Below are 23,703 nucleotides of genomic sequence, written 5' to 3' on the forward strand. Positions count from 1 at the left end.
CAGTGCTCAACCGTTTGAACAGCCCGTTCCCATGACTTGATACTGAAGGACGTGCCGTTGACCATGAGAGTCTTCATAGGTCATTTGAACAGGAACCACTCCGCATTGGTCCGCAGTGTCTGTCATTGCAATGACTTTTTTAATGTCGAGCTTTGTTGCGTAAGTGTAACTTTCAATCGGTGCCTGACTGGTCGCGGCTGTTGAATGGCTCTCGTCTGCAAATGCCTGGGCGCCTAAACTGCCAAGTGCAAGGAAGATCGCAATTTTTGAAATACTCATCATGTTCACCGTATCGCTCAAGGGTTTGGTCTGCGTCGTTTTTACCTCGTGAGCTCGTTGATGTTTATTCAATGTGCTCACCGGGTAGAAACGATGCTAGATGTTTAGCCCTTTCCCAGACAGCGGCCTATTGGACAAACACTGTTGTCGGATTTCGCATGAATAGAAATGCTATGGGGACAGTCAGAACCACGGCTCAGGTTCACACGAACAGGTCGTAAGACAGTTTGCTGATCAGGATCACCAGCAACACCAGGAACAGCGCACGGACAAAGGGCACGCCTTTACGCACCGCCAGCCAGGTGCCGGTCAGCGCGCCGAGGATGTTGAATGCGGCCATGGGGAGGGCGATCAAGTAGAGCACGTTACCCGTGGGAATGAAGAAGATCAGCGCCGCAACGTTGGTCGCGATGTTCACCAGTTTGGCCGAGGCCGAGGCATGCAGGAAGTCGAAGGCGAAGCAGCGGATAAACAGGAAGATCAGGAAGCTGCCGGTGCCGGGACCGAACAGTCCGTCGTAGAAGCCAATGGCACCGCCGATGCTGATCGCCAGCAGTTTCTCCCGGGTACCGATGTGCATGGGTTTGTGCAGGGCGCCGAAGTCCTTTTTCCAGAAGGTGTAGATCGCCATCAGCACGATCAACACCAGCACTGCCGGCCGGATCACTGACTGCGGGACGGACGACACCGTGGCCGCTCCGAAGAAGGACATGACAAAGGCCGCACAGGCCGCAGGAATCACCAGCCCCCAGTCAATCACCACCTTGCGCACGAAAGACCGGGCCGCGAATGCAGTGCCGCAGGCGGCCGCGACCTTGTTGGTACCCAGCAGTGCCGCGGGTGGTGCCGTGGGCAGCACGTTGAACAGCGCAGGTATCTGGATCAGTCCGCCGCCGCCCACCGCCGCATCAATCAGGCCGGCAGCAAAGGCGAACACGCAAAGGATGACAATATCGATCATGAAATCAGGCCCTGACGATGAAGGAGTGGTGAAGGTCCAGCGGTGTGGATTGAGCGGGAAGGTTAACGGAACGGCTTTTTTTGTGTTGCAATGCCGCGTTGTGAAAAGTGCAATGAGGTGGTGAATGGCACTGGATATGTTGGGGGAACTTGAAGCCTTTGCGACGGTGGCTCGCAAGCGCAGTTTTGTCGCGGCAGCACGCTCGCTGGGGCGTTCCCCGAGTTCGCTGACCCGCGCCGTTCAAGCCCTGGAGGAAAGTGTCGGGGGCAAGTTGTTCAATCGCTCGTCCAACGCCGTGAGCTTGACCGAGGCGGGTGAGCGCTTGTTGCCCCACGCCTACAAAATGCTGGATCTGCAACGAGAGGCGGATGAAGACCTGGCCGGCCTTAGCGGCCTGGCCTACGGCTGGATTCGCTTATCCGCCCCCGAGATGCTCGGACACGGGGTATTGCCCCGGCTGATCGCGCAGTACTGCGAGCGTTTTCCAGACGTGAACGTCGATGTGATTTTCACCGACGAAACCATCGACCCGGCCAAGAGCAAGCTGGACTTCTCGATTCGCGGCTCGTTTCCGCAATCCAGCGACCTGATCGGATTTCCGCTCTGGAGTTATTCACGTTACCTGTATGCGAGCCCCGGGTACCTGGAGCGGCGCGGGATGCCCGATTCCATCGAGGCGCTGGAGGCACATTCGCTGATCCTGCATACGGCGCCGCGGATTCTCAAGGAGTGGAATTTTCGCAGTGAGCAACAGGCCGTCAGCGTTAGGGTTCAGCCGAAATTTCGATTCAGCTCCGGTGTGGCGGTGCTCCAGGCGGCCCTGGCGGGCGTCGGGATTGCCCGTCTGGCGGACTGGGTCGCAGAGCCCGAAGTGGAAGCGGGGCGCCTGCTCCGGGTCTGTCCCGAGTACATGCTCACCTCCAGCGGCGGCGAAAACCCGCAGATGCACGCGGTGTACCCGGCCGGGAATCTGCCGCTGCGGGTGAAGTCGCTGCTGCAGGTGATCCGTAGCTTTGGCGAAAGCCTGGACCGAAAACGCGCGTTACCGCTGATCAAAACTGGATTGCAGGGGATGGGCTGACTCTGCAAGTCGTTTGGCGACGATTGTGTGGGGGGCTTGAGCCAATCAAAACAGAGATCTTCAAAGTTTATCGATACATGCCCCCTTACTGGATCGACCTGATCCCAGAGGCCCTGCACATCGACAGCTGAACCCCTTTCGATGGTGATCCATTACCAATGGCAACAACTGAGCCAAAGCTGCCCTTTGTGAAAGGCAGCTAACGGCCAAAAGCAGACGGTCAACCCGGTCCTCGATGGTTGGCGTGGATGGCTTTGCTCAATGCGGCTTGGAAGCAAGGGCTGCTAACGACCCTAAGCGGTCATTCAAAAAATATGTCCTGCGCCACCTGGTTGCTGAATTTAGCGAACATCGTTTCAAGGTTTCCGACCCACGTCTTATCACTGATAGAGTTAAGCCAAGTGATCGAACGCATAGGTGTGTAACCGCAAATGAGCAAACTCCGCTGCAAATGTGGGCATGTGATTGTCGATCAAGCTGATAGCTTGCCCTACAAGGCTGGCTTGCTTCGCGATGAGGCAGAAAACATATATTGGGATGAGTTCCATCGCGAGATCAAAAACTTCGTCGCCGCTGCTGAGTCGGGAGATTTGACAGCGCTAATGGCTAATGTCTGCCGGGAAGTGCCTTGGATTCACGCCTCGGATTACCTGCTAGACCGACTAACCAGCATCCATGCCCGCCAACTGACAACTGTTTACGAGTGCAAGGGATGCGGGCGCCTTTGGTTGGATAAGGAGGCCGGCACCCGTTTTATCCCATACGCACCTGAGGACGACGGATACCGGGCGATCTTGTCGATAGCACCCGGAGAAAGCGACAACCGTGATTGAGTGACCGCTTTTGGCCGATTTCTGCCTGTCGCGAAGGCCCGCAATCGACCCACAACGGACGGTCAGCGATTACCGGCTTCATGAGCGAGTTACAGCTGGTCTGTCGACGGAAGGGATGGCAAACAGATGCTCGGCAGCAAAGTCCACGAATACGCGGATCTTCGGTGAAAGATGGCGGCTGGACGGCCACAACGCCCAGAACTGCCCTTGATCTTCGCTGTGACCGTCGAGCACCGTTTCCAGGTGCCCCAAGGCGATAGCTTCGCGGGCCAGGAAGTCCGGGACAAATGCGATACCGTGCCCATCCACCACGGCCATCAGCATGGCTTCCATGTTGTTCAATGTCAGGGCGGTTGGCAGGCGTAACTGCGTGAACTGGGGGGCCGAAGACATACTCCAGTCCATTATTTTACCCGTCGTGACAAATCGGTAACGCAAGCACTCGTGATGCTCGAGGTCACTGATAGTGACGGGCCGTCCCTTACGCTGCAGATAGTCAGGCGATGCGCACAGGACAAACTTAAAAGGTCCCAGCTTGCGGGCCATCAGCTTGGAGTCGACCTGGCCGCCGCTGCGAATCACTACGTCAAAGCCTTCATCGATCACATCCACCAACTGGTCGTTGAAGTCCAGTTCCAGTTCAATCTCCGGATAGGCTTTGCGGAACCGCGCCATATGGGGCAAGAGAAAGCGATAACCGATGGTGGGCAAGCTGACGCGTAACTTTCCACGGGGTTCCTGTGTGGCATGGGAAAGCATCGCCCGGGCATCTTGAAGATCGTCGAGGATCTTGCGGCAGCGTTCATAGAACAACTGTCCCTCCGCAGTCAGGCTGACTTTGCGGGTGCTGCGGTGCAATAACCGCACATTCAGCGAAGCCTCAAGTTTGGCGACGTTTTTGCCCACGGCCGAGGCAGAAATCCCCAACGCCCTGGCGGCGCTGATGAAACTGAGCGCCTCGGCGGTTTTTACGAATGAGATCACACCGCTAAGACTGTCCACAGATCGATTACATCCTTTTGGTTCACTATAAGTGGAATAAAAGCCCGTTTATCTTCGATTGTATCCTAACTAGAGTGTGCGAACGATCGCGCGCCTCGGCCTGGACAGCACGGATACTTCATAGATATGCAGGGAATCACCTAATGAACTCAGCTACCGAACCGCTGCCGGCCCATGGCCGGCACTCCATATTGGCTGCAATTTGCCTCGCCGCCTTGGTATTGCCCATGAGCTTTACCGGCGGGGCAGTGGCCACGCCGTTCATTGGTCAAACCTTTGATGCCCATCCCACGGAACTGGCCTGGATCACCAATGCCTTCATGCTTAGCTTCGGCAGCCTGCTGATGGCCGCCGGCACCCTCGCTGACCTCTACGGACGCAAGCGACTGTTCATGTGCGGCATGGCGTTGTTTGCACTGGTGTCGATCCTGTTGGCGGCGGTCCCCGATATTTTCTGGCTGGACCTGTTGCGTGGCGTGCAAGGCATTGCCGCGGCGGCAGCCCTGGCCAGCGGTTCGGCGGCACTGGCGCAGGAATTTGATGGGCATGCCAGAACTCGTGCTTTCAGCCTTCTGGGCACCACTTTCGGGGTTGGCCTGGCCTTCGGTCCGTTGTTATCGGGGTTGCTGATCGAGTACTTGGGCTGGCGTGCAATTTTCCTTTTCACGGCCCTGCTCGCCATCCTTTCCTTGATATTTGCCCTGCCGAAAATGCGCGAAAGCCGCGACCCGCAAGCACAGCGTCTGGATACGCCCGGTGTGCTGACGTTTTCCGGCCTGCTGATCATGTTTACCACGGCGGTGATCCTGGCACCTGAGCAAGGCTGGGGCTCGCCGGTCATCCATGCACTGCTTGGAACGTCGGCGGTCTTTTTGCTGCTGTTTATCATTGTTGAGAATCGGGCAAAACATCCGATGCTGGAACTGGGGCTATTTTTGTTTCCGCGCTTTGTCGGTGTACAGATCCTGCCGATCGGCACCTGCTATTGCTACATCGTCTTGATCGTATTGCTGCCGTTTAGGTTTATCGGCGTAGAAGGGGCCAGTGCCTTTGAAGCGGGGCTGATGATGTTGGCACTCTCTGCCCCGATGCTGATTGTCCCGATCATTGCCGCGTCGCTAACTCGCTGGTTGTCGGCGGGCGTACTCTGCGCAATTGGCTTCGTGATCGCAGCGGCCGGGCTCTACTGGATGAGTGCGATCCCGGTTGGCGCGCACGGGCAGATCATCGCGGCCATGCTGCTGACCGGTATCGGTACAGGCCTGCCCTGGGGCTTGATGGATGGTTTGTCGATCAGCGTGATCCCCAAGGAACGGGCGGGGATGGCCGCCGGTATTTTCAACACGACGCGGGTGGCCAGCGAAGGTGTCGCCCTGGCAATCACTGTTGCGGTGCTGACGGCCCTGGTCGCACACCATCTGAGCATCAGTGACTCGGTCAAACTGTCCGCTGTTGACTATTCAACTATCGCGCAACGCCTAGTGATGGGTGATATCCAGCACGCGAGTACCGACGCTAGCCAAATCCCGTTGACGATGCTGTGCTCGGCCTATACGGCAGGATTCAACACCTTGTTGCAACTGCTGGCGATGTTCACGCTGTTCACTGCCGCCGTGGTCTTTCTATTCCTGGGACGCCAAAGCGAAGTCGGCGCTGAATCCGCGCCCGATGCCGCACGTCTCTCATCGGGTACCTGAAACGCGTTTTGGAGCCATGCCTGATGTCGCCCAACACACACACTTCACGCCGCTGATTCTAGCGGGCATTGGCCGATTACAGCCTGTCACGAAAGGCTGTAAACGACCCAAAGCGGACGCTGAAGCAGGCTATCTATTAGCAGGTATCTTTGCAGGTGCGTATTGTTTGATTTACCGCTACCTTCCTTGGAAATCGCGCAATAAGGACTATGCACATGGATATTGGAATGGCTCATGCGATCGAGGCCGCAGAAAGCGAGTATTTGTATTCCCGCGTTGAGAGCTTGTCTCGGGTAAGTGGAAACCCTTTTGGTGCTCGTGTGTTCTTCAACGAAGCTTTTCCATGCTTTCAAGTGAAGGCATCACCTAGCCCGATGTTCAATCGTATCTACGGCGACAGCACCGGCAGACCCCAGTCACTGTTGAGCTTGCTCAAGGAATCAGCAGAGTATTCGACCGTAACGCCTCTTATCGGGAATGCCTCGACGTTGGAACAGTACGCTTTTGCGGGGGAGGGGCGACTGGAGCGTCTGAGGGGTTGGACGCACCTGCAGCTCGTGTGCTCCATCGAGGACGTGGTCTTGAACCACCATTCATTCGAAATCGAAGAGGCCACCTCACACACTCTTCCCGAGTTCGCAGTCGTTCATGCGAGTGGATTTCATACCAAGCTAGAGCATCGTCAGTTGAGCAAGGCTTCGTTCGCAGGACTGATGTCAAATGAACGTCTGAAAATCTACGTCCTTAAAGCTGATGGACAGGTTGTTGCAGGAGCGTTGATGTACCTGGCCAGCAATGGAGTTGCCTACCTTGGGACGGCTGCGACCCAAAAAAATGCACGAGGCTTGGGCTACCATGGTGCCCTGATATCTCACCGGATAGAGCAAGCAAAGAAGCACGGCAGCCTTGTGATCGCCGCAACCGCGCTTCCCAGCTCGCAAAGTCGCCGTAATTTGCAGCGTACAGGGCTAGCGACATCTCACGCTCAAGCGCTATATCGCTTGGCAGATAGTTGAAATATGTCTGCGTAGGACCGTCTGCTTTTGGCCGATTGCTGCCTGTCGCGAGGGAATGTAACCGACCCAAAGCGGATGTCTCTCGCGAGACAAAACGCGTCTTAAACCATAGCTTCCCCCCCTTTAGTTTTTTACACCCCCCGAAGTTTCTCGATGATCCCAAACCATCCATTGATGAACGGTGCGAGGCAAACGGAGAAGTCGGTGCCTTCTCCGTTTGAGCCCGCGAAGGGGGTAGCGCAGTCAAAGGCGCGTGCGAGCGTCACCCGACGCGCCAGTCTTTCATTTGCTGGCATCCAGTACGATTCGATAACGAGCCTTGCCACTGCGCAGGTGATCGATGGCTTCGTTGACCCGGCTCATGGGGAAGTGCTCGACCTGCGGCAGGATCTGATGGCGTACGCAGAATTCCAGCATGGTCGCTGTGGTGCCCGGCGAGCCGACCGGCGAGGCGGACACGCTCTTTTGTTGGGGAAGCAGATCGAACACATGCACTGGAATCGCGCCAGGCACGGCGCCAACAAAATGCAGGCGGCCCTTGCCGCGCAGGGTTCCGAGCATGGCTGGCCAGTCGAGGTCGGCGTTGGCGGTGACCAGCAGAAAATCCAAAGTGCCGGCAATGGATTTCAGTGCATTACTGTCGGTCGAGGCGACCACGTTGTGCGCGCCCAGGCGCCTGGCTTCGTCCTGCTTGCTCAACGACGAGGTAAAGGCCGTGACTTCGCAACCCCAGGCGTTGAGGAAGCGTAGTGCCAGATGACCGAGGCCGCCGATGCCCACCACGCCGACCCGGTCGGTGGGCTTGACGTCGAATTCCACCAGCGGGTTGAACACTGTCGAGCCGGCGCAGAACAGCGGGCCTGCCATGGCCGGGTCGAGTCCACTCGGTATTGGAAGGGCCCAGGCCCAGTGCGAACGCAGGCGGTCGGCGAAGCCTCCGTTGCTGCCGACTATGGTGGGTTGGACGGTGCCGCACAGATGGTGGGAGCCTCCGATACACGAGGAGCAATGCATGCAACTGCCCTTGTACCAACCAATGCCCACCCGTTGCCCCACCTCGAGACCGCGTACCTGTGTGCCGACTCGTACGATATTGCCGACCACCTCGTGGCCGGGAATAAAGGGATACTGGCTGATGCCCCATTCGTTATCGATCAGCGACTGGTCGGAGTGGCAGACGCCGCAATACTCCACGGCGACCTCTACTTCCTCTTCCCCCAATGGACCGGGATCGTAGCTATAGCGCTCCAGTGGAGCGCCGGCCGCCGTCGCGGCCCAGCCGGTGAAGGAAGTGAGTATGTTGTTAGCGCTCATTGGATACCTCCGGATCAGGAGACAAGGGTTTGGCACCTCAGGTGCCGCGGCAGAGCCAGGGAAGTGTAGCGTATCGCTTGCCGTCGTCCGGGTTGCCGACAGATGCTCTTCAACTGTCTCGCCTGGATACATCTCCCATCGCCTGGTTCAATCATGGTCAGGCCAGTGTTTCAGCTTTTGGCCGAACTCTGCCGTTCACATCCCGCCGCAAACGCCCCTCGAAGCAAACAGCCAACTACACCTCTTCAAGCGCTGCAACCTGTGCCCCGCGAGCAATCAACAGCTCACGCAACACCGAGCGATGGCAGTGGCGTTCTTCCTTGCAGTAGCAGCCGATGGCCAGCGACGTTTGATGAGATAGGGCGGCCAGCAGATCCAGCATTTGGCTGGGGGCGGGGTGGTTCATTTCGGCCTTGAATTTACGTCGAAAGGCTTCCCAGTCTTTTTCGTCTTCCGCGGCTTTGGCTTCTGTTACCAGCTCTGCGCTGGGCGACAGGACGGGGAGCCAGGTGTCGTAGAAGTCGCGGCTGGCGAATTCGGCTTTCGGAACGCCGCGCGGTGGGCGGCGGACGGTGCCCAGGCGCAGCCCTTCATGGGGTGTACGGGGCGTGCCCAATTGCACGATATGGATAGGCATTCATGCCTCCATTAATGATGACTGCGCTCAAGCCAGTCTGCGGCCGAGCGGCAGATGCAGATCCCCAGAAAGTAAGCCGACATCGCCAGCCACAGCCCCATGACCCAAGGGTTGACGGTCGGGTGGTTGAGGACCAGTGACAGGCTGCACAGCAACCAGATGGACGTCACGGCAATGTTGATCGGCATGAACCGCCGCACGCGAAACGGGTGCAGGAACTTCATCCGGGTCACCGTCAACAGCGCCAGGCCGATAATGGTCAGCAGCGTCAGCCAGGGTGTCGGCGCAATGATGTAGAGGCACAGGGTGACGACGTTCCATGCGGCCGGGAAGCCCTGGAAGTAATTGTCCTTGCTCTTCATGTTGACGTTGCAGAAGCAATAGAGCGACGAGACCAGGATCACCGAGGTGGTCAGCAGCGGGGTGTAGGCCGGCAAGTCGATGTAACGGTAGATGAACAGGGCCGGGATGAACACGTAGGTCAGGTAGTCGATGACCAGATCCAGTATGGAACCGTCGAGATGCGGCAGTACCGTTTGCACATTCACCTTGCGCGCCAGCGCGCCGTCTACACCATCGACGATCAGCGCCACACCCAGCCACAGCAGACAGGCTCTGGGCTGGTTATCGAACAAGGCGAGGGTTGCCAGGAAGGCGGTCACCACGCCGGTTGCGGTAAAACCGTGGGCGCCCCAGGCTTTAAGCGTGGCCATGCGTCGGGTCGTTATCAAGGGGGCGTCTCCAGCGAATGATACGGGTCAGTTGCTACTACCGACGGGGTCACCGGCAAACCTGGCTAGGCTGCACCTATCGACCGGCTATCCGGCGATAAGGTTCACCTGCGCTCAAACGACCCGAAGTCGACACCCATTAAAAATAGACCATCTCCTGTCGCTGCCATGTTTATCGAGCAGTACTTTTTACCGGCCAGTGCTCAACCACTTGCCTGCGCCTTGATGTGCAATTACGCAAGATTGTTCAAGACAGGGGGCTGATCGGCTGACACAGTTAGCGACCTTTCCTTCGTTGTAGAGCGCTATGTCTGACAATCTATTGCCGCGCAGTGCTTTCTTGCGCGGTGCCGCTGCCGTCATGCCCTTGTCCCTGGCGACTGCGCCATGGGGGCTGTTGGCGGGTTCGATGGCCATTGAGGCCAACCTCACTCCACTGCAGGGCCAGGGCCTGTCGAGCATTGTCTTTGCGGGTGCTGCGCAGTTGGTCGCGATCGGGATGCTCAAGGGCGGCGCCGGGATTTTCTCGATTCTGCTGACCACCTTGCTGCTGACCTCGCAACACCTGCTGTACGGCATGAGCATGCGTCCGGTGGTTTCGCCGTTGCCAGGTCGCTGGCGGGTAGGGCTGGGCTTTTTGCTTACCGATGAACTGTTCGCGCTGACCAGCCAATTTGACCAACGGCAGTTCAATCGCTGGTACGCCCTCGGGGTGGGCCTGACCTTTTATGTGGCGTGGAACCTCTTCACCCTCGCCGGGATTGTGCTGGGCAGCAGCATTCCGGGCCTTGAACACCTGGGTCTGGATTTTTCCATCGCGGCCACGTTTATCGCGTTGATCACCCCCGTGGTGCGCAACGTTCCGACGGTCGTCTGTGTGGCGGTTTCGCTGTTCTGCTCGGTGCTCTTCAACTACTGGCACTGGGGCTCGGCGCTGGTGTTGGCCGGCTTGCTGGGAATGAGTGCCGGGTTTGTCTGCAACAAGTTTTATGGAGCGCGCACATGATGGTCTGGGCGGTTATTTTCGGAATGGGCGTGCTGGTTTTTCTCAACCGTTATGTGTTCCTTGAACCACGGTTGCCCGTGCGCCTGAGCAGCAACGCGCGGCAATTTCTCGGGTTTGCGGTGCCGGGCATGCTCACGGCGATCTGCGGGCCGATTGTGTTCATGCCCGACCATCAACTGAATCTGCAGTACGACAATCCGTACCTGATCAGCTCACTGGTCGCCATCGGCCTGGTGCTCTACACCCGCAGTACCCTGATCAGCATGCTGCTGAGCATGGGCTTCTTTTTTCTGCTGCGCTGGTGGCTGTGACCCGCCGTCTCACTTTTTTGGGGTTTTGCTGCTGCCGGGTATGTGCAGGTAATTCATCACGCTTTCGGTGAGTTCGGTCGCCAGCTTCACCGCTTCTTTGTTACGTGCCATCACACCGGCGACCAAACCTTCGATCAGCGCCAGTACCGCGATATTGGAACTGGTCAGCACCGGGTGGTCGGCCGGCGCAAACAGCACGTGCTGAGCAATGTGGGTCAAGGGCGAGGCGGGGGAGTCGGTGATTGCCAGCACAGTCGCGCCGCGCTCATGGGCAAAACGTGACAGTTGCAGGGTGTCGAGGGAGTAGCGCGGCAGCGAGATCGCCAGCAGCACGTCCCGATCGGTAATCGCGGCCAGTCGGTAGGCGGCGTTTTCGTTGCCGCCTTCCATGCTGATCGCCGTGGCGTCGGCGCAGAACGGCATCAGTGTCGAGGCTGCGAGACCGGCCATGTAGACACTGTTGCCAAACCCGAGGATGTAGATCTTGCGCGCCTCGATCAGGCAGGTGACCACGGCTTCGAAGGTGTCAGGGTGATTGTTGGTGCCAGCGGTGCCGAGGTTGCTGGTGGCGCTCTGGATTTGCTCATGCAGACCGAACGCACCCCCGGGGCGGTGCGCCAGCTCGTTACGCAGTTTGTCCACCGGGGAGACCATCTGCTGCAAGGTTGCGACCAGCTCGGCTTTCATGCCGCTGTAACCACCCAGGTCCAACGCCTTGGCCAGACGGTTGACCGCCGCCGGTGAGGTGGAGGTTTCATGGGCCATCTCTTCGATGGTCAGGGTGGCGGCCTTCAGCGGGTGACGCAGGATAAAGTCCGCCACCTTGCGCAGCGACGGCTGCAAGTCGGCAAGAATTTCTGCCAGTTTGCGCATGACCGGCGCGGCGTAGACCGTGGTGTTTTTCGAAGGAGTAGGCATAACCGGCTCAACATCCGCAGGAGGTTGGAAGGGACCCTATCTGGCCCCTGATATGAGTGCGCGCCAGTGTATCCGAAGCCGACCGTTGGCGTGCAGCACCCGGAACGGTCGGCAAGCGGCTTACTTCAGGCTGCCGGCCAAAAACTGCTGGAGGCGTTCGGACTGTGGGTTGACCAGCACTTCACGCGGGTTGCCACGCTCTTCGACTTGACCTTTGTGCAGGAACACCAGTTGGTTCGACACCTCCCGTGCAAAGCCCATTTCGTGAGTTACCACCACCATGGTCCGGCCTTCCAGGGCCAGGTCCTGCATGACTTTAAGCACTTCACCGACCAGCTCCGGGTCGAGGGCTGAAGTCGGCTCATCGAACAGCATCACTTCCGGCTCCATCGCCAACGCGCGAGCAATCGCCACGCGCTGCTGTTCGCCACCCGACATGTGCGCCGGATAAGCGCCCATGCGATGGGCCACGCCGACCTTGTTCAGGTAGTGCTCGGCCTTTTCGCGGGCGAGTTTCTTGTCCAGGCCCAGCACATGCACTGGCGCTTCCATGACGTTTTCAAGGGCGCTCATGTGCGACCAGAGGTTGAAGTGCTGAAACACCATCGCCAGCCGCGAGCGCATGCGTTGCAGCTGTTTTGGCTCGGCGGCCTTGAGCCCGCCGGTCTTGTTGGCGACCAGTTTTAACTGCTCGCCATTGAGCAGGATGTTGCCCGAGTTGGGTTGCTCCAGCAGGTTGATGCAGCGCAGGAAGGTGCTTTTACCCGAGCCACTGGAGCCGATGATGCTGATCACGTCGCCGGCTTTGGCTTCCAGGGACACGCCCTTGAGCACTTCGTGGGTGCCGTAGCGTTTGTGCAGGTCCTGAATTTCAAGTGTGTTCATGGTGTCGATTCTCTTGAGTCAGTCGCTGAGCAAGCGACCCTGGCGAATAGGGGTAGAGCCTGCGACCTTGGCCAGCCACAAGCCCGGTTGGGCAAAGCGCAGGCGTTCGCGGGCGTAAAGAATGCCGTCGGTGCTGGCCTTCACCACGCTGTGGCGATCGGTCAACGGATCGAGCACTTCGAACAGCGGGTCGCCGACCGAGACCCGAGCACCCAGCGGTTGCAGAAAACTCACCACGCCGGGGTGTGGCGCATAGGCGTATTGCGCGCCGGCGAAGGGCGTTGCGTCGCAGCAGGTGGCTGGCGCGTCTGGCCAGTCGCCGCGGATCAGGCCTTGTTCGGCCAGGTAGCCGAGGATCTGCTCGGCACTGGCCATGCACGGTTCACGTTCGGTGTCGGCCATGCCGCGCAGTTCGATGGTGGTCGCCACGCAGGCCAGCGGAATGTTCGCCTGCGGGAACAGTTCGGCCAGGCGCAACCAGGGAATCGCGCAAGCTTCATCAAAGGCATTGCCGCCGGCGTCCTCGGCCAGCAGCACGGCACCGGCGTCCAGGCGCGCGGCCAGTGAACGCAGGCGTGGCCAGTTTTGCGGCAGCGCATACAGCAACATGATCGACTCGAAGTCGCAGTGCAGGTCCAGCACCACATCGGCATCGCAGGCGTGCTGCAACAGCAGGCGGCGCAGGCCGTCGAGTTCCGATTCGGCCAGCGGCATGTCGGCAATGACCTCGATCATGGCACGCCGGATCAGTGCCACGTTGGCATCGGCATCCTCGCCCAGTTGGTCTTTCAACTGCACGGCCACGGCTTCGGCCAGTTCCGGGAAGTCACGGTTGAAGTTCTTGCCGCTGTTGAATTCGAAGCGTCCCTGATGGGTGGCCTGGAACATTTGCCCGATACCGATTGGATTGGCCATCGGCACCAGCTCGATCACACCGGTCAAGCGGCCTTGTAATTCCAGCTCGCGCAGGCGGCGCTTGAGCTCGACGGCGACGCGCATGCCAGGCAGTTCGTCGGCGTGCAGGGACGCCTGGATGTAGGCCTTGCGCGAGCCGCTGCCAAATCGAAACAGCGATAGCGTGCGTTCAGTGCCGCAGGCGCTCCAGGGCAAAACGTAGTGGATGTGTTCCATGGGACTTCCTTAGTGCTTGCGTGGGGCCAGGTACGCCAGCCAGTGGCGTTCGGCGAGCTTGAACAGGCGCACGAGAATGAAGGTCAGGGCCAGGTAGATCAGGCCGGCGGTGATGAACGCTTCGAACGGCAGGTAGAACCGCGAGCTGACCGTGCGCGCCGCACCAGTGATGTCGACCAGGGTGACGATTGACGCCAGGCTGGTGGTCTGCAACATCATCAGCACTTCATTGCTGTACTGCGGCAACGCCCGGCGCAGGGCCGACGGCAGCAGAATGCGGCGGTACAGGGTCAGGCGTGACATGCCCATCGCCTTGGCGGCTTCGATCTCGCCGTTGGGTGTGGACTTCAGACTGCCGGCCAGCAGCTCTGCGCTGTAGGCACTGGTGTTGATCGCAAAGGCCAGGCAGGCGCAAAAGGTCGCGCTGGACAGGTACGGCCAGAGCACGCTTTGGCGTACCGCTTCGAACTGCGCCAGGCCGTAATAGATCAAAAACAGCTGCACCAGCATCGGCGTGCCACGAATGGCGTAGGTGTAGAGCCACGCCGGGAAGTTGATCAGCGGCGAGCGGGAGACGCGCATCAACGCCAGCGGAACGGCCAGCATCAGGCCAAAGGCCAGGGAAATCAGCAGTACTTTGAGGGTCAATAACGCGCCACTGAAATACAGCGGCAGGTTTTCCCAGATCAGGGTGTAGTCGAGCATGGTCAGTTCGCTCCCACTCACAGAACGGCGGCTTTGATGCCGACCGAGTAGTGTTTTTCCAGTGCGCGCAGCACCAGCAACGAGACACTGGTCAGCACCAGGTACAGCGCCGCCACCGCGAGGAAAAACGTAAAGGGTTCGTGGGTCGCGTCGGCAGCGTTCTTGGCCTTGAACATCATGTCCTGCAGGCCGATCACCGATATCAACGCCGTGGATTTGGTCAGCACCAGCCAGTTGTTGGTGAAGCCGGGGATCGCGAAGCGAATCATCTGCGGCACCAGAATCCGCCAGAACACCTGGGCGCTGCTCATGCCATAGGCTGCGCCGGCTTCAGCCTGACCTTGCGGGATCGCCATGAAGGCGCCGCGAAAGGTTTCCGAGAGGTAGGCGCCAAAGATGAAGCCCATGGTGCAGACACCCGCCACAAACGGGTTGATGTCGATGTAGTGGGTGTAGCCGAGCCCGAGGGCGATGCGATTCACCAGGTCCTGGCCGCCGTAGAAAATCAGCAGAATCAGTACCAGGTCGGGGATACCGCGAATCACCGTGGTGTAGCCTTCGCCCAGCGTCGACAACCATTTGAGCGGCGAGAGGCGAAACGCCGCGCCGATCAGGCCCAGGGTAATGGCCAGTGCCATGGAGCTCAGAGCCAGATTGATCGACAGCCAGGCGCCATCGAGAATGCTCGATCCGTAGCCGTGAAGCATGATGAAGTTCCTCACCCGAAGCGCCGGCAGGCGCGCGGGACCAGCAAGAAAAGCGGCGTCGGCGCAAGGCCGACGCCAGCGTTACAGGAAGGCTTATTCGCCGTAGATATCGAACGCGAAGTACTTGGCCATGACCTGCTGGTACTTGCCGTTGGCACGGATCGCATCAATCGCCGTATTCAGGCGTGCCGCGTTTGCGGTATCGCCTTTGCGCAACGCAATTCCGGCACCCCGGCCGAAGTATTTCGGGTCGTTGATGTCTGGTCCCACCAAGGCGAAGCCATTACCGGCCGGGGTCTTGATGAAGCTCTCGTTGGTGTTGACGATGTCGGCGAGGGTAGCGTCCAGTCGGCCCGACGCCAGGTCGAGGAAGGCTTCATTTTGCGATGAGTAACGCACCACCTCGACGCCAGCGGACGCCAGTTGCTCGGTGGCGTAACGGTCGTAGGTGGAGGAGCGTTGCACGCCGAGTTTCTTGCCTTTGAGATCGACTTTAGGGTCATTGATCACCTGGCCGGCTTTCGCCGCAAACTTGCCGGGGGTGTGGTAGTACTTTTCGCTGAAGTCGACTGACTTCAGGCGGTCGTCGGTAATCGACATCGACGACAGCACCGCATCAATCTTGCGCACTTTCAACGAAGGGATCATCCCGTCGAATTCCTGGATGACCCACTGGCATTTGATCTTCATTTCTTCGCACAGGGCGTTGCCGATGTCGTAGTCGAACCCGCTGATATTGCCTTCCGGGGTCTTGAAGGAGAACGGCGGGTAGGCGGCTTCGATACCGATACGCAAGCTGTCTTCATCGGCGTGGGCCAGGGTGCTGACGGCGCAAAATGCCAGAGCAGCCAGAAGTCCGGTCTTGTTCATATTGTTGACTCCGTGGATAGGGTGTTTGGGGGTGAATGCCTTCCGGTCTGGCGGGGGTGTGCAGCGGGTTACGTGTCCATGGAGCGTATAAATGACATGTTTTATTTCATAAATCAAATGTGTGAAAATAAAAATATCAAACAGGCTGCTGTTTCAGCCAGACGGTCATGACGCAACAAGGAGACAGTGCCCTGACGGCACAAGGAGGATTGGCGGCTACGATTGATGGCGGGAAGTTATAAAGTCAGATCATATTGGTATAAGTGGTTATAAGAAAAATCGCTATGCTGACTGCCAGATTTTTAAGTCGTCGCGCTGGTTTTGTAAGGTATGGCAATGGACTTCGGTAATTTGGGTTTTGTGGTCGCAGGCTTGGTTGTCGGGTTCGTTGTCGGAATGACCGGTGTGGGGGGAGGCTCGTTGATGACGCCGATCCTTCTATGGTTCGGCATCAACCCGGCCACGGCCGTCGGGACTGATTTGTTGTATGCCGCGATCACCAAGTCCGGTGGTGTGCTGGTTCATCAAAAGCACCGGAACATCGACTGGAAAATTACTGGCTGGCTGACATTGGGCAGTGTGCCTGCCGTTGTCATGACTTTGTTGTTCCTGAAATACCTCAACACGGATCCGCACGCGACCAATGCCGTTATCAAGCAGGCGTTGGGCTTTGTATTGCTGCTGACGGCGCTGGCTATTTTCTTCAAGCGCCAGCTCTTGGCGTTTGCCCAAAAACATGCGGGCGATCATTACCACCTCAGTAACCGGAACCTGAACCTGCTGACCATCGTCACGGGCGCGATACTTGGTGCGATGGTCGCTTTGACCTCCATCGGTGCCGGCGCGCTGGGGACTGTGGCGCTGTTCATCCTGTACCCGTTCCTGGCAACCAAACGCCTGGTTGGCACAGAAATCGCCCACGCCGTACCGCTGACCCTTGTTGCGGGACTGGGGCACGCGAGCATGGGCAATATGGATTGGCACCTGCTGGGCTTTCTGCTGATGGGGTCGTTGCCGGGGATCTATATCGGCAGTCACCTGACCGGAAAAATTTCCGACGGTGTGTTGCGTCCTTGCCTGGCCGTCATGCTGGTGTTCATCGGCTACAAATTGGTGTTTTGATCCAGGCCGGGCGCTGTTCCTTCAGCGCCTGACACGGGATGTCACCTACAGCACTTATTTACGCGCTTCCAGAATCAGGTTGAACGGTGTCTCTGTCGCCCGGCGGAAATGCTTGAATCCGGCCTGGGTGAATACATCCCGCAGCCGTGCTTCTCCCGCTTGGGCCCCGAGCCCCAAACCAACTTCCTGCGACAACGAGTTAGGCGTGCAGATGAACGTCGACGCGGCGTAGAACAGTCGCCCTACCGGGGTCGCGTTTTCGTCGAGATGGTCGTTGGCATACGGCTCCACCAACAGCACCGTTCCGTCGGGCTTGAGCGACTCATAGGCATGTTTGGCAGCGCCCACCGGGTCGCCCATGTCGTGGAGGCAATCGAAGTAGCAGATCAAGTCGTAGTCATTGCCCGGAAAGTTCTTGGCGGTACTCTGAACGAAGCGCGCGCGATCGGCCACGCCACCTTCTTCGGCACGTTGGGTCGCAGTGGTGATGGATGGCGCGTGATAGTCGAAGCCGACAAAACTGGAGGCCGGGAATGCTTTGGCCATGACCACCGTTGAGGCGCCATGGCCGCAACCGACATCCGCGACCTTGGCCCCGGCTTTCAGTTTGCCCACCACGCCTTCAAGCGCAGGTAACCACTCGCCGACCAGGTGTGCGCGGTAGCCGGGTCTGAAGAAGCGCTCGGTGCCTTTGAACATGCAGTTGTGGTGATCGCCCCAGGCGAGGGCGCCATTGCCGCGCATGGCGGCGATCAGCTTGTCTTTGTCATGGTAAAACGAGGCAATCACTGCGGCGCCGCCTGCGACATAAACCGGTGAGTCCTCTATCGCCAGCGCCAGGGCTTGTTCTTCTGGCAGGCGGAATTTCCCGTCGACGTGCTCCATGTAGCCAGAGGCTGCGTGAGCACTAAGCCATTCGCGCAACAGTCGTGCATTGCAGCCAGTCTTGCTGGCCAGCGCTTCAGGGGTGACAGGCTGGCTGTCGGCCATCGCCCGGTACAGGCCGAGTTCATCGCCCAGGATCATGTTCGCGAGCATCGCTGCGCCGCCCATGTCGGAAACCACCTTGCCCATGAAGTCATTGAGTTTGGCTTCGTCCATATCTGCTCCTCCTGAAAAAAGACCACCGGTGAAGGAGGGCGTGTGCAGAGGCAGCAACCTTTCAGGCGGCAGTCGGATGGATGATCAGGGCGACACTGCAGGCGCGTTGTGAAGCCAAACCGTCTGCCACGCGAATGCCCGGACACACAACATGTCCGGGCGAGTTGGACGCGAAAACGTCGTCCTGCATGACGTCACTGTGGGGCAGTGCCCCACAGGACGATTACGAGTAGCCATTGGCTCCAGCGTCATGGGCGGGTTTCTTCGACAAACTCGCTGCTTACGGACCCGGATTTGGCAACGTCCCCCCTACGGGGGACAAACTAAGTGTAGTACGCGATAAAACCCTGCACCGTGTGTTTCGGCAGCTGGCGGTGCGAGCCTGGACAAACGGAATGACCTGAACCCGTGTCGCTATCTACGGTTGCGGATTAAGCCCGCTCGCCTAAGCTTCGCAGCATGGCGATAGAAATTTCAGGCACTGAGCTGGATCTTTCGCTTTGATGCGCAATCATAAAGTGTGGAAATCAAAAGGAGATGCGCATGCTCATTCGGTCACTGACCCTCGCTACTCTGCTCGCTGTCGCCGGCCCTTTGTTCGCCGCTGACAACGACACCCCTCTGGCCCAGGAGCGCGGCAGGAACCGGCCGCTGATCGTCATCGCTCCCAGCAGCATCGACCCGACTCTGGTCAGCCTGAAAAAGTCCCTGGCGGAACCGGCCAACAGCCAAGCCTTCAAAGAACGCAATATGGTGCTGTACACCGTGGTCAACCTCATGGGCCAGCGTGATGGCAAGGACCTTGATGCACAAACCACCATGGCGCTGATTCGTGAACTGAAACTGGGCGTCAGTGGTGAGACCAAGGTGATTCTGGTTGGCAAGGACGGTGAGAAAAAACTCGACCACCTCGGCCCGATAGAGGCCAAGGATCTGTTCGCCACCGTTGACCAGCTTCCAGCCGCCGAGAAAGAGGCAGCGCCACCTGCGCCGCCACCCGTAGAGGCTGCGCCGGTCAAGGGCGGAAAAAAGGGCAAAGGAGCAAAACCGGCAGCGCCACCGCAACCTTTGGATGATTGATCAATTGTGGCGAGGGAGCTTGCTCCCGCTGGGTCGCGAAGCGACCCTAAAGCCAGTCACCGCGAGCATTCAGATGGAACGCGATTGCCGGATTACGACCGCTTCGCAGTCGAGCGGGAGCAAGCTCCCTCGCCACAGGTTTTGTGTTCGACGCGCTTTTCTCTTAATGGACGGGTTCCTGGAAAAACAGTTTTCGCGAGGCAAAAAAAGACCCGGCGCCACCGAAGTCACGTCGGGTGTGTTGCCAGTCAGCGAGCGGATATCGTGGGTCCGTGCGCTGACTGTTGAACGCCTGCGGGTTTAGGCCCGCTCGATCGCCAGGGCCACGCCCTGACCACCACCGATGCACAAGGTGGCGAGGCCTTTCTTGGCGTCACGCTTGATCATTTCGTGCAGCAACGACACCAGCACTCGGCATCCCGACGCGCCAATCGGGTGACCCAATGCAATGGCGCCACCGTTGACGTTGACCTTGCTTGCATCCCATTCCAGCTCCTTGCCGACCGCCAGCGATTGCGCGGCGAAGGCTTCGTTGGCTTCGATCAAGTCCAGCTGATCGAGGTTCCAGCCAGCCTTGTCGAGGCAGCGGCGGGTCGCGGAAACAGGAGCAATGCCCATGATCGCCGGGTCGACGCCGGCATTGGCGTAGGCGGCGATTTTTGCCAGCACCGGCAAGCCCAATTGCTTGGCTTTGTCGGCGCTCATCAGCAACACCGCAGCGGCGCCGTCATTGAGCGAAGAGGCATTGCCGGCGGTGACGCTGCCGTCTTTCTTGAAGGCCGGTTTGAGCTTGGCCAAAGACTCGGCAGTGGTCTCGGCGCGCGGTTGTTCGTCGACCGCGAAGGACAACGGATCACCTTTGCGCTGCGGGATCAGGATTGGCGTGATCTCGTCAACAAAACGCCCGGCCTCGATAGCGGCTACGGCTTTTTGTTGCGAAGCGGCGGCGAAAGCGTCCTGCTCCTCACGGGTCAGGTGGTACTTGTCCACCAGGTTCTCGGCGGTGATGCCCATGTGGTAGTCGTTGAACGCATCCCACAGGCCGTCGCTGATCATGCTGTCGACCATTTTCGCGTGGCCCATGCGCAGGCCGGTGCGAGCGGCCGGTAACACGTATGGCGCCAGGCTCATGTTTTCCATACCGCCGGCGATGATCACCTCGGCGTCGCCACAACGAATCGCTTGCGCGCCCAGATGCAAGGCCTTGAGGCCCGAGCCGCAGACCTTGTTCAGGGTCAGTGCCGGAACGGCGTGCGGCAGGCCGGCGAGGATCGAAGCCTGACGCGCCGGGTTCTGGCCGGAGCCTGCGGTCAGCACCTGACCGAGGATCACTTCATCGACCTGATCCGCTGCCAGACCGGTTTGTGCGAGCAATTGACGAATCACCGCGGCACCGAGTTCCGGTGCCGGGATGCTGGCCAGCGAACCCTGAAAACTGCCAATGGCGGTACGGGTGGCGGCAACAATCACAACGTCTTGCATCGAATTTCTCCTCAGAGTGCGGTTCAGGCGAACTGCATTTCCGGAACATGGTCGGGAACGATCAGTTTACCAGCGGTCTTGCTGACGATTTCCTCGACGCTCACACCGGGTGCGCGCTCCTTGAGGATGAACGCGCCATTTTCGATTTCCAGATAAGCCAGGTCGGTCAGCACGCGCTTGATGCAATTGGCGCCGGTCAGCGGCAGGCTGCAATGCGGCAGCAGTTTCGACTCACCGTCCTTGGAGGCGTGGGTCATGGTCACGATGATGTTGTCGGCACCGGCCACCAGGTCCATCGCGCCGCCCATGCCCTTGACCAGTTTGCCGGGGATCATCCAGGAGGCGATGTTGCCGTGTACGTCGACTTCAAATGCACCGAGCACGGTAAGGTCGATGTGGCCGCCGCGGATCATCGCGAAGGATTCGGCGGACGAGAAAATCGAGGCGCCAATGCGCGCGGTGACGGTCTGCTTGCCGGCGTTGATCATGTCCGCATCGACTTTATCGTCGGTCGGAAAGGCGCCCATGCCGAGCAGGCCGTTTTCCGATTGCAGCATGACTTCCATGCCTTCGGGGATGTAGTTGGCGACCAGGGTCGGAATGCCGATGCCGAGGTTCACGTAGTAGCCGTCTTTCATTTCGCGGGCGACGCGTTGAGCCATTTGTTCGCGGGTAAGAGCCATTTTTTTATTCTCCACTGTTCGGGCTGGGGGCGAGGATCACTTGCGCACGGTGCGTTGTTCGATGCGTTTTTCGAACGTGCCGCAGATGACCCGGTCGACGTAGATGCCAGGGGTGTGGATCTGTGTTGGGTCCAGCTCGCCGGGTTCGACGATTTCTTCGACTTCAACTACGGTGATCTTGCCGGCAGTGGCGGCCAGCGGGTTGAAGTTCTGCGCGGTGTGGCGGTAGATCACGTTGCCGAAGTGGTCGGCTTTCCAGCCTTTGACGATGGCGAAGTCGCCGGTGATGGACTCTTCCATCAGGTACGGGCGGCCCTTGAATTCACGGATTTCCTTGCCTTCGGCCACTGGAGTGCCGACGCCGGTGGCGGTGAAGAACGCCGGAATGCCAGCGCCGCCAGCGCGCATTTTTTCTGCCAGGGTGCCTTGCGGAGTCAGCACGACTTCAATCTCGCCGCTCAGCAGTTGCTTCTCGAACAGGGCGTTTTCGCCGACGTAGGAGGCGACCACTTTGCGGATCTGGCGGTCTTCCAGCAGTACGCCGAGGCCAAAACCGTCGACGCCGCAGTTGTTGGAAACCACGGTCAGATCGCGGGTACCTTTGCGCTTGATCTCGGCGATCAGGTTTTCCGGAATGCCACACAGACCAAAGCCGCCAGAGATCACGGTCATGCCGTCTTCGAGGCCTGCCAGAGCCTCCTCATAGGAACTCACGCGCTTGTCGAAACCTGCCATATGCACCTCTTTTATTCTTTGTGGGCGGCTGGCTAGCCGTATGGATGGAGTGTTGCTCTACCAGATTGATTTGATAAGTTGATTTTTAAGGTTGATTGATAGATAAAACTCAGCAATCGGTTGCGGTTGCATGTTGAGGAACGGTGATGACAGTCAAGCAGATCAGGGCGTTTTTGGCGGTGGCGCAGAGTTTGAGCTTTGCGGTGGCCTGTGAACGGCTGCACCTGTCGCAGTCGGCGTTGAGTTTGACCATCAAGGCGCTGGAAGACGGACTCGGTGGGCGGCTGTTCAGCCGCACCACCCGCAACGTCGCGCTGACCCCGGAGGGCGAGTCCCTGCTGCCGCTGGCCCGGCGGTTGATCGCTGACTGGGATAACGCAGAGGATGAAATGCGCCAGCGTTTCACCTTGCAGCGAGGGCGGGTGACGCTGGCGGCGATGCCCTCGTTTGCCGGCAACCTGCTGCCACCGATCCTCAAGATCTTTCGTGCGCGTTACCCGAAGGTCAATGTCACGGTGAATGACGTGATCAACGAGCAGGTGCTGGAAATGGTCCGTGATCGTCATGTGGAGCTTGGGGTGGCGTTTGAGCCGACGCAGAGTTCGTCGCTGGAATTCACTCCGTTGTATATGGATCGCTTTGTCGCGGTGGTGCCGAGTGATTCGCCTCTGGCCGAGCGTGATGAGATTGACTGGAAAACGCTGCTGGAGCAGCCGTTTATCACGTTGCAGCGGCCGTCGACGGTGCGGGTGATGCTTGAGGAGCACTTGCAGGCGCGGCAGATGAAGTTGCCGGTGGAATTTGAGAGTCATCAGTTGGCGACCGTCGGGCGGATGGTTGCCAGTGGGCTGGGTGTGAGTGCGGTGCCGGCGTTGTGTGTCGAGCAGATGCGTGAGCTTGGGGCGTGTTGCATTACCTTGAGTGATCCGGTGATTGAGCGGGCCATTGGGGTGTTGACCAAGCCGGGTCATGAGCTGTCGGCGGCGGCGCAGGCGTTGTTTGACATTCTCAAGGACGAAGTTCGTTAACCTGTGGGAGCGGGCTTGCCCGCGATGGCGGCCTGACAGCCGGCCTGTCTCTCGCAGATGTACACAGTCCAACTGTGGGAGCGAGCCTGCTCGCGATGGCGGCCGGACAGCCGACCAATCTCCCGCAGGTGTACATATCCATTTCTGCGGTGATGGCCGCTTACGGTTCCGCCCTTACGGCGTGTCACTTTGGCAAACGCCCCAAAGTAACCAAAGGTCTCGCCCCAAGCGTACGGCACCTCGCCTAGGCTCGGCGTTCCCTCGCTCCGGTGTCCATCAGGGGGCATCGCCTACGGTCGGCTTCGCTTCGACCTCCTCTCGATGTGTCCGGCTGCGCCGTACGGCGCTGCGCGCCCACCCCCTGATGAACACCTCCACTCGGCCTCCC

General features: G+C 59.1%; 25 protein-coding genes. 9 read left to right on the forward strand and 16 right to left on the reverse strand.

The window, feature by feature from the left end:
- Nucleotides 1–6: 6 nt before the first annotated feature.
- A complete protein-coding gene (locus tag KRR23_RS04835) occupies nt 7–279 on the reverse strand; it encodes a DUF2790 domain-containing protein (RefSeq protein ID WP_216741777.1) in 273 nt (90 codons plus the stop codon).
- A 202-nt stretch (nt 280–481) separates the two neighbouring features.
- Nucleotides 482–1,240: a TSUP family transporter gene (locus KRR23_RS04840; protein ID WP_216741583.1), complete on the reverse strand. Its 759-nt coding sequence runs from the start codon at nt 1,238–1,240 to the stop codon at nt 482–484.
- 124 nt (nt 1,241–1,364) lie between these two features.
- Between KRR23_RS04840 and KRR23_RS04845 the strand changes: the two genes are divergently transcribed.
- Both KRR23_RS04845 and KRR23_RS04850 read left to right on the forward strand, forming a co-directional pair.
- Nucleotides 1,365–2,321 carry a LysR family transcriptional regulator gene (locus tag KRR23_RS04845; protein ID WP_216741584.1) on the forward strand — a complete coding sequence of 319 codons (957 nt, stop codon included), beginning with the start codon at nt 1,365–1,367 and terminating at the stop codon, nt 2,319–2,321.
- Nucleotides 2,322–2,752: 431 nt separating this feature from the next.
- Nucleotides 2,753–3,154: a hypothetical protein gene (locus KRR23_RS04850; protein WP_216741585.1), complete on the forward strand. Its 402-nt coding sequence runs from the start codon at nt 2,753–2,755 to the stop codon at nt 3,152–3,154.
- Nucleotides 3,155–3,232: 78 nt separating this feature from the next.
- On the opposite strand, the gene KRR23_RS04855 is transcribed toward KRR23_RS04850, so the two are convergent.
- Nucleotides 3,233–4,156 carry a LysR family transcriptional regulator gene (locus KRR23_RS04855; RefSeq protein WP_216741586.1) on the reverse strand — a complete coding sequence of 308 codons (924 nt, stop codon included), beginning with the start codon at nt 4,154–4,156 and terminating at the stop codon, nt 3,233–3,235.
- Nucleotides 4,157–4,299: 143 nt separating this feature from the next.
- Here KRR23_RS04855 and KRR23_RS04860 point away from each other — a divergent pair, with 143 nt between their 5' ends.
- Together KRR23_RS04860 and KRR23_RS04865 are read left to right on the forward strand one after the other, a co-directional pair.
- The gene (locus KRR23_RS04860) at nt 4,300–5,853 is read left to right on the forward strand and encodes an MFS transporter (protein WP_216741587.1); all 1,554 of its coding nucleotides are present in this window, start codon (nt 4,300–4,302) and stop codon (nt 5,851–5,853) included.
- A gap of 215 nt (nt 5,854–6,068) precedes the next feature.
- Nucleotides 6,069–6,869, forward strand: a complete 801-nt coding sequence (locus KRR23_RS04865; protein ID WP_216741588.1) for a GNAT family N-acetyltransferase — start codon at nt 6,069–6,071, stop codon at nt 6,867–6,869.
- Between the two features lie 282 nt (nt 6,870–7,151).
- Here the strand turns inward: KRR23_RS04865 and KRR23_RS04870 are convergent, their stop codons facing one another.
- The 3 genes from KRR23_RS04870 to pcsA all read right to left on the reverse strand — a co-directional run bounded on the left by KRR23_RS04870 (nt 7,152) and on the right by pcsA (nt 9,551).
- Nucleotides 7,152–8,183 carry an NAD(P)-dependent alcohol dehydrogenase gene (locus KRR23_RS04870; RefSeq protein ID WP_216741589.1) on the reverse strand — a complete coding sequence of 344 codons (1,032 nt, stop codon included), beginning with the start codon at nt 8,181–8,183 and terminating at the stop codon, nt 7,152–7,154.
- A 235-nt stretch (nt 8,184–8,418) separates the two neighbouring features.
- Nucleotides 8,419–8,820 (reverse strand): DUF488 domain-containing protein, encoded by a 402-nt coding sequence (locus KRR23_RS04875; RefSeq protein WP_216741590.1) that lies wholly within the window; start codon nt 8,818–8,820, stop codon nt 8,419–8,421.
- 11 nt (nt 8,821–8,831) lie between these two features.
- A complete protein-coding gene (gene pcsA / locus KRR23_RS04880; protein ID WP_216741591.1) occupies nt 8,832–9,551 on the reverse strand; it encodes a phosphatidylcholine synthase in 720 nt (239 codons plus the stop codon).
- 307 nt (nt 9,552–9,858) lie between these two features.
- Between pcsA and KRR23_RS04885 the strand changes: the two genes are divergently transcribed.
- Together KRR23_RS04885 and KRR23_RS04890 are read left to right on the forward strand one after the other, a co-directional pair.
- Nucleotides 9,859–10,557, forward strand: coding sequence for an AzlC family ABC transporter permease (locus tag KRR23_RS04885; RefSeq protein WP_103317265.1), 699 nt, complete (start codon nt 9,859–9,861; stop codon nt 10,555–10,557).
- Nucleotides 10,557–10,868, forward strand: coding sequence for an AzlD domain-containing protein (locus KRR23_RS04890; protein ID WP_024264669.1), 312 nt, complete (start codon nt 10,557–10,559; stop codon nt 10,866–10,868). The genes KRR23_RS04885 and KRR23_RS04890 overlap by 1 nt, the downstream gene beginning before the upstream one ends.
- 9 nt (nt 10,869–10,877) lie before the next feature.
- On the opposite strand, the gene KRR23_RS04895 is transcribed toward KRR23_RS04890, so the two are convergent.
- The 6 genes from KRR23_RS04895 to KRR23_RS04920 form a co-directional block, all read right to left on the reverse strand.
- Complete coding sequence (locus KRR23_RS04895; protein WP_216741592.1) at nt 10,878–11,786, reverse strand: MurR/RpiR family transcriptional regulator; 909 nt, start codon at nt 11,784–11,786, stop codon at nt 10,878–10,880.
- A 120-nt stretch (nt 11,787–11,906) separates the two neighbouring features.
- Complete coding sequence (locus KRR23_RS04900) at nt 11,907–12,671, reverse strand: ABC transporter ATP-binding protein (protein ID WP_019689777.1); 765 nt, start codon at nt 12,669–12,671, stop codon at nt 11,907–11,909.
- An 18-nt stretch (nt 12,672–12,689) separates the two neighbouring features.
- The gene (locus tag KRR23_RS04905; RefSeq protein ID WP_216741593.1) at nt 12,690–13,802 is read right to left on the reverse strand and encodes a succinylglutamate desuccinylase/aspartoacylase family protein; all 1,113 of its coding nucleotides are present in this window, start codon (nt 13,800–13,802) and stop codon (nt 12,690–12,692) included.
- Nucleotides 13,803–13,811: 9 nt separating this feature from the next.
- Nucleotides 13,812–14,507 (reverse strand): ABC transporter permease, encoded by a 696-nt coding sequence (locus KRR23_RS04910; RefSeq protein WP_145021459.1) that lies wholly within the window; start codon nt 14,505–14,507, stop codon nt 13,812–13,814.
- 17 nt (nt 14,508–14,524) lie between these two features.
- Entirely contained in the window at nt 14,525–15,214 is a 690-nt protein-coding gene (locus tag KRR23_RS04915) for an ABC transporter permease (RefSeq protein WP_103317257.1), read from the reverse strand.
- 93 nt (nt 15,215–15,307) lie between these two features.
- Nucleotides 15,308–16,084, reverse strand: a complete 777-nt coding sequence (locus KRR23_RS04920; RefSeq protein WP_216741594.1) for an ABC transporter substrate-binding protein — start codon at nt 16,082–16,084, stop codon at nt 15,308–15,310.
- 336 nt (nt 16,085–16,420) lie between these two features.
- Here KRR23_RS04920 and KRR23_RS04925 point away from each other — a divergent pair, with 336 nt between their 5' ends.
- Nucleotides 16,421–17,206: a sulfite exporter TauE/SafE family protein gene (locus KRR23_RS04925; RefSeq protein ID WP_103317255.1), complete on the forward strand. Its 786-nt coding sequence runs from the start codon at nt 16,421–16,423 to the stop codon at nt 17,204–17,206.
- Between the two features lie 54 nt (nt 17,207–17,260).
- Here KRR23_RS04925 and KRR23_RS04930 read toward each other — a convergent pair whose 3' ends face one another.
- Entirely contained in the window at nt 17,261–18,307 is a 1,047-nt protein-coding gene (locus KRR23_RS04930) for a class I SAM-dependent methyltransferase (RefSeq protein WP_216741595.1), read from the reverse strand.
- A gap of 543 nt (nt 18,308–18,850) precedes the next feature.
- On the opposite strand from KRR23_RS04930, the gene KRR23_RS04935 reads away from it, so the two are divergent.
- Nucleotides 18,851–19,387 carry a DUF4174 domain-containing protein gene (locus KRR23_RS04935; protein WP_216741596.1) on the forward strand — a complete coding sequence of 179 codons (537 nt, stop codon included), beginning with the start codon at nt 18,851–18,853 and terminating at the stop codon, nt 19,385–19,387.
- Between the two features lie 300 nt (nt 19,388–19,687).
- Here the strand turns inward: KRR23_RS04935 and KRR23_RS04940 are convergent, their stop codons facing one another.
- From KRR23_RS04940 to KRR23_RS04950, 3 genes are read right to left on the reverse strand one after another with little or no spacing between them, the layout of a single operon-like run.
- Complete coding sequence (locus KRR23_RS04940) at nt 19,688–20,869, reverse strand: acetyl-CoA C-acetyltransferase (RefSeq protein ID WP_216741597.1); 1,182 nt, start codon at nt 20,867–20,869, stop codon at nt 19,688–19,690.
- A 23-nt stretch (nt 20,870–20,892) separates the two neighbouring features.
- Nucleotides 20,893–21,552 carry a CoA transferase subunit B gene (locus KRR23_RS04945; RefSeq protein ID WP_216741598.1) on the reverse strand — a complete coding sequence of 220 codons (660 nt, stop codon included), beginning with the start codon at nt 21,550–21,552 and terminating at the stop codon, nt 20,893–20,895.
- A gap of 36 nt (nt 21,553–21,588) precedes the next feature.
- A complete protein-coding gene (locus KRR23_RS04950; RefSeq protein ID WP_054597884.1) occupies nt 21,589–22,287 on the reverse strand; it encodes a CoA transferase subunit A in 699 nt (232 codons plus the stop codon).
- Between the two features lie 146 nt (nt 22,288–22,433).
- On the opposite strand from KRR23_RS04950, the gene KRR23_RS04955 reads away from it, so the two are divergent.
- Nucleotides 22,434–23,315 carry a LysR family transcriptional regulator gene (locus tag KRR23_RS04955; protein ID WP_216741599.1) on the forward strand — a complete coding sequence of 294 codons (882 nt, stop codon included), beginning with the start codon at nt 22,434–22,436 and terminating at the stop codon, nt 23,313–23,315.
- The last annotated feature ends 388 nt before the right edge of the window (nt 23,316–23,703 follow it).

Origin of the sequence: Pseudomonas sp. CVAP#3, from assembly GCF_018986375.1 — a bacterium.
Taxonomy (GTDB): Bacteria; Pseudomonadota; Gammaproteobacteria; order Pseudomonadales; family Pseudomonadaceae; genus Aquipseudomonas; species Aquipseudomonas helvetica.